This is a genomic window from Neisseria sp. P0009.S007 (genome assembly GCF_051962515.1).
The window spans coordinates 6,341-11,965 of sequence record NZ_JBQCVF010000062.1; the positions used below are offsets into that span (position 1 = coordinate 6,341).

The 5,625-nt window shown below is 46.2% G+C and carries 5 protein-coding genes; 2 read left to right on the plus strand and 3 right to left on the minus strand.

All coding sequences use genetic code 11. The features are described 5' to 3' along the window. The 3 genes from ACTHS3_RS07270 to ACTHS3_RS07280 form a co-directional block, all read right to left on the minus strand. On the minus strand, positions 1-848 hold an 848-nt coding region (locus ACTHS3_RS07270; RefSeq protein ID WP_440367543.1), incomplete at its 3' end, for a CobW family GTP-binding protein. Further along, complete coding sequence (locus ACTHS3_RS07275; protein WP_004520830.1) at positions 836-1,309, minus strand: Fur family transcriptional regulator; 474 nt, start codon at positions 1,307-1,309, stop codon at positions 836-838. The genes ACTHS3_RS07270 and ACTHS3_RS07275, both read right to left, overlap by 13 nt. A gap of 113 nt (positions 1,310-1,422) precedes the next feature. Then, entirely contained in the window at positions 1,423-2,247 is an 825-nt protein-coding gene (locus ACTHS3_RS07280) for an SDR family oxidoreductase (protein ID WP_049335582.1), read from the minus strand. A 132-nt stretch (positions 2,248-2,379) separates the two neighbouring features. Here ACTHS3_RS07280 and ACTHS3_RS07285 point away from each other — a divergent pair, with 132 nt between their 5' ends. Beyond that, positions 2,380-2,841 (plus strand): c-type cytochrome, encoded by a 462-nt coding sequence (locus tag ACTHS3_RS07285; RefSeq protein ID WP_004520832.1) that lies wholly within the window; start codon positions 2,380-2,382, stop codon positions 2,839-2,841. A gap of 385 nt (positions 2,842-3,226) precedes the next feature. Further along, the coding region (locus tag ACTHS3_RS07290) for a TonB-dependent receptor domain-containing protein (RefSeq protein ID WP_440367545.1) at positions 3,227-5,625 on the plus strand (2,399 nt) is incomplete at its 3' end.

The window sequence follows — 5,625 nt, forward strand, 5'->3', positions numbered from 1 at the left end:
CGGCGCCATGAAACTTGGTTTGCGCCCCATTGACCGTCCACCCAGTTCAGCCATACCCATGTACCGAGCACTTGGAACACGCCTTTGGCACGCACGAGACCGTCTGTAAATTTAGGCAGGTCGTTGAAGAAATCAGTCAGTTTTTCGCCATCGAAATCACGTCCGGCAGGGAAAGTAAAGCCTTGCGACTGGAAGCCCATGGTGTTGTCCGGCAGGGCTTTGAGGCGGTAGCGCGATTTTTCGACAACGGGAATATCAAGCCATTGGATGTCAAGTTGCGCATTTTGTACTTCAACCACTTTGGCTTTAGGCGGGAACAGCTTGGCCGCTTTATCATGAAATTCGGCCAGTTGCTCCGGCGTACACAAGTCGGTTTTGCTGGCGACCAATACGTCGCAAATGCCGATTTGGTCTTTATACAAGGCTTGTTGCGCGTAATCGGGATTAATGAATTGGCGCGGATCGACAACAGTAAAGACGGCGCCGATTTCTAGCATACTGTCGAGCGGTTTGGCTTTCAATTCGTCGATAACGCTGGCAGCGTGTGCCAAACCGCTGGCTTCAATCATCAAGCGGTCAGGTTGGGCATCGCGCAGCATTTTTTGTACGGTCGTACCCATTTGCGCGCCGGCAGTACAGCACAAACAGCCGCCGGCGATTTCTGCCACGGGAATGCCGTTGTCGCTCAAGACGGCGCCGTCAATGCCGATTTCGCCAAATTCGTTGACAATGATGACCCATTTTTCATTCGGGTCTTTTTGTGCCATCAGACTTTTAAGGGCGGTGGTTTTGCCTGTTCCGAGGAAGCCTGAAATCAGGTGGACTTTAGTCTTTTTTACTTCTGACATTTTTTACAAATTCCTGTTAAAACAACATGTTCTTCTTTTAATGAGAAACCAGTTTCCGCCACGCCTGCACGCAATGCCGCCCATTCTTGGCTCAAGGTCTGCTCATCTGCCGTACCGCATTCGGTACAAACCAAAATAAACGCGCTGTGGTGCGCTTCGGCTTCTTCGTGGTCATGGCAATGGTCATTGCACTCGTGCTGCGCGTGGCTGCACAGAATATAGCCGTTGACCGCCGCCACTTTGTGCAAAACGCCCTGCTCCGCCCAAAAATCAAGGGCGCGGTAGGCCGTCGGCGGCGCAACCACGCCCTCGCTTTGCTGCTGCATCTGCGACAGAACGTTGTAGGCTTTAATCACGCCGCTTTGTTTCAAAACAATATCAAGCACTTGCTCGCGCAAAGCGGTTACCTGCACACCATCGCGCTGCGCTTGTTCTAAGATTTTTTGTTTGATTACGTTCATAACTGAAACAGCCTTTCAGACGGCCTTGTTAATAAAAAATTACATTATAACGTGTTTGTTCAATTTCAGATAACAAAGAGGCCGTCTGAAACGTTCAGACGGCCTGATGCCGATTACTTAAACCAAGATTTAATTTTTCCAAACAAAGACATACTTTGTTTTTCAAACGTTTCTTCCTTCACCGGAGCAGGCTCATCGCGGTAAACTTTCATGCCTGCAAAGGTCTGGGCAACCGGCATGATTTCGATGGAATTGACGTTCATCCGCGCCGGACGCTGATAGAGCCATAAAGCGGTATCAGCAATATCTTGCGGCTGGATAAACTCGACATTCTCATAAACCTCGGCCGCACGCTGATCGTCGCCTTTGAAACGGACATTGGAAAACTCGGTATCGCCGCACAAACCCGGTTCGATATTGGTAATGCGGATATTTTTATCTGCCAATTCGGCGCGCAGATTCATACTGAATTGGCGCACAAAAGCCTTAGTTGCACCATAGACATTACTGCCGGAATAAGCATAACTGCCGGCAATCGAACCTAAATTGATGATGTAGCCCTGTTTGCGCGCTACCATTTGCGGCAAAATCTGGCGGGTTAGAAAAATCAGGCCGATGATATTGGTTTGAATCATGGTTTCCCAATCGCCAAAATCGGCTTTATCAGCGGAATCCAGACCTAAAGCCAAACCGGCGTTGTTGATCAGGCAATCGATTTCAGCTAAATGCTCAGGCAGGCTGTTTAAAGCGTTTTGAATTGACTCCGTACGAGAAACATCCATTTCCAAAGGGTAAAACTGCTCGCCCAATTCCTCTGCCAACTGCTGCAATTTGTCTTCGCGCCGTGCCGCGCCAATGACATGATAGCCTGCCGCAACAAAAGTACGGCACATTGCCGCGCCGAATCCTGCCGATGCCCCGGTAATCAAAATTGCCATATCGTTTCCTTTCTGTACTCGTTTCAGACTTGGGTTTAAGGTATGATAACGCCTTATCAGACGGCCTGAGAGTTTGGCCGGCTGATTTTAAATTTAACGATAATCATATCATTACAATAGGACACACTCCATATGAAAACCCGTTTTCTCCCTGTTGCTTTGGCAGCAGTGGCGCTTACCCTTTCCGCCTGCGGCGGCAGCAGCGCGCCTTCCCAGCCTAAAGGCCCTATTTCCGAAGACCGTACGGCCGCGTTCAAATCCATGATGCCTGAGTTTACCCGCATGGGCAAAATGGTCAAAGACGAAGAGCCTTACGACGTAGAAAAATTCAAACAAGCCGCCGCAACCTTCGCCGAAAACAGCAAAAAACCGTTCACCCTGTTTGAATCCGACCCTCAAGGCAACGGCCGCGCCCTGCCTGCCATCTGGACAGACACGGCAACCTTCAAAGCCGAAGAAGAAAAATTTGCCGCTGCAGTTGAGAAACTCAACGCCGCCGCACAAACCGGCAAATTGGAAGAAATCAAAGCCGCTTACGGCGAAACCGGTGCAACCTGCAAATCCTGCCACGACACATTCCGCGGTCCGGAATAAGGCTTAAAACAATAAAGGCCGTCTGAAATATCATTTTCAGACGGCCTTTTCTTCAACTGACTTCAAATCTTTCTATATTAACTTTATATTTTGCATTTCATGTTTTTTACCGGTTTCATTTGAAACTAACGGCCCAGTTCACATATCGCAATCAAATTTTCTTCTTCCGGCTGTTTAAATTCAATTAAATCTCCCTTCTTCTCAACCAATCAAATTCAAATTCAGACCTGCTTTATCTTTTCAGCCAGATTAATCATATGCGCTTGGATTATCTCCTGAAACAAGAATCTGCTTTATTTTTTAATAAATAAAAACCATTATCTAAATATTTGTAAAGTTTAATAATATGTTATAAAGTATCTACTTCGTTTCTGAGGTAACTATCATGAATCCGAATTTCAAATTAAATCTACTAACATTATCTTTACTGGCTATAACCAGTATCGCACACGCAGAAGACGAGGTTTCAACTCAAGAGCTTGATGAAATTCAAGTCAAAGGTAAACACATTGCCAAAGAGAAAAAAGTTTTTACCGAAGGCCAAGCCAAAAGTTCGCGTGAACGCGTTTATCAATCCAGCGAAAACATCGATACCATCGTGCGGAGCATGCCCGGCGTTTTCACCCAACAAGACAAAGGATCAGGCGTATTGGCGGTCAATATCCGTGGCGATAGCGGTTTGGGACGTGTCAATACGATGGTTGACGGCGTAACCCAAACCTTCTATTCCACTTCTGCCGATGCCGGACGCAGCGGCAGCTCCTCACAATTCGGTACGGCACTGGATCCCAATTTTATTGCCGGCGTGGATGTAACCAAAGGCAGTTTCTCGGGTGCCAACGGCATCAATACCTTATCCGGTACAGCCAATTTCCGTACTTTACGGGTAGACGATGTAGTACACGGAAACAATACCTTCGGCCTCTTGACCAAAGGATTGACCGGCACAAACAGCACCAAAAGCAACTTTATGGCAACCGGAGCGGTACAAAAATGGTTTGACAGCGGAGCGCGCCTTGGTGCGTTATATGGTTACAGCCACCGTAATGTCGAGCAAAACTATAAAGTAGGCGGTGGCGGTCAGCGTATCGGCAATTTTGGCGAGGAATATCTGGATCGTAAAAAACAAGAATATTTTGAGAGCAATTTATTGAAATTCGACCACGAACAAAATCTCTGGGTCCGTGACTTTTCCAAGCGCAATGCGGTCGGTAAAAGCTATTGGGACTACCCTTTCTCCAAAAAATATAACGATCCTGAGGTTTTGCAAAGAGATTATGTCGATGACTTGGAAAGAAGCTGGAAAGAGAATTTGGCACCGCAATGGGATCTGACCCCAATCGATCCTACCAGCCTGCAACAACGCTCAAACAGCCATTTGGTCAAAGTGGAATACGAAAACGACAACAACAAGCTGGACCTTCAGCTTCGTACCATGAACAACCGTATCGGCAGCCGCAAAGTAGAAAACCGCAACTACCAAGCCAATTACAACTTAAACATTGGCGATTATGTCGATTTAAACGTGTTGGCCGCCCATAATTTGGGAAAACAAAAATATCCGAAAAACTCACGTTTTTCAGGATGGGGGCTGCTTGATTATTTGGAAACCAAAAACACAGCCAATCTTTTGGATATCAACAACAGCTTTTCTTTCAAACTTCCCCAAAAAACAGATTTAAAAGCTACCGTCGGTTTCAATTTCTTTAAAAACCAATACAGTAAAAACCGCTTTCCGGAAGAGCTGAGCCTGTTTTACGACGGCCCGGATCAAGATGCCGGCCTGTACAGCTTTTTAGGCCGTTTCAAAGGAGACAAAGGAATATTTCCTCAAAAATCAACCATATTGCAACCTTCAGGCCAGCAAAAATTCAATACGTTCTATTTTGATACTTCCTTGAAAAAAGGCATTTATCAATTGAATTACAGCGCCAATATGGTCAACTACCGCTACAAGGGCGAATATACCGACTACTTCAATACCCAAGAAGACTTTAAAAAAGCATTTGGAGAAGATTCTGAAATTTATAAACAGCATTGCACGCCAAGCTGCGACCTTTACGAACCGGTTTATACCAAATCCGGTAAAAAGCATGCGGTAAACCATTCGGTGGCATTAAACATCAATGTCAACGACTACTTTATGCCGTTTATCAGCTATTCGCGTACGCATAGAATGCCGAATATTCAAGAAATGTATTTTTCACAAATCGGCGACTCAGGCGTCAATACCGCCCTCAAGCCGGAACAGGCCAATACTTACCAAATAGGCTTCAATACCTTCAAAAAAGGGATTTTCAAGCCGGACGATGTATTGGGTTTCAAACTGGTCGCCTATCGCAGCAGGATAAACAACTATATCCACAATGTTTATGGCAAATGGTGGGATTTGGATAAAGCACCCAGCTGGGTAACCAGTACCGGCCTGCAATACTCTATCCAGCATCGAAACTACGCCAAACCTGTCCATAAAAATGGTTTGGAAGTGGAAATGAACTATGATTTCGGCCGCTTTTTTACAACCCTGTCTTACGCATATCAAAAAACCAACCAGCCGACCAATTATAGCGATGCCAGCGAATCGCCCCGCAACTCTTCTAAAGAAGACCAAATCAAACAAGGCTACGGCTTAAGCAAAATTTCCCGCTTACCCCGAGATTACGGTCGGTTTGAATTAGGGTCCCGATGGTTGGGCAATAAATTGACTATCGGCGGCATTATGCGCTATTACGGCAAAAGTACACGGGCGACGACTGAGGAGGAATTTGTTGACGGGACAACCGG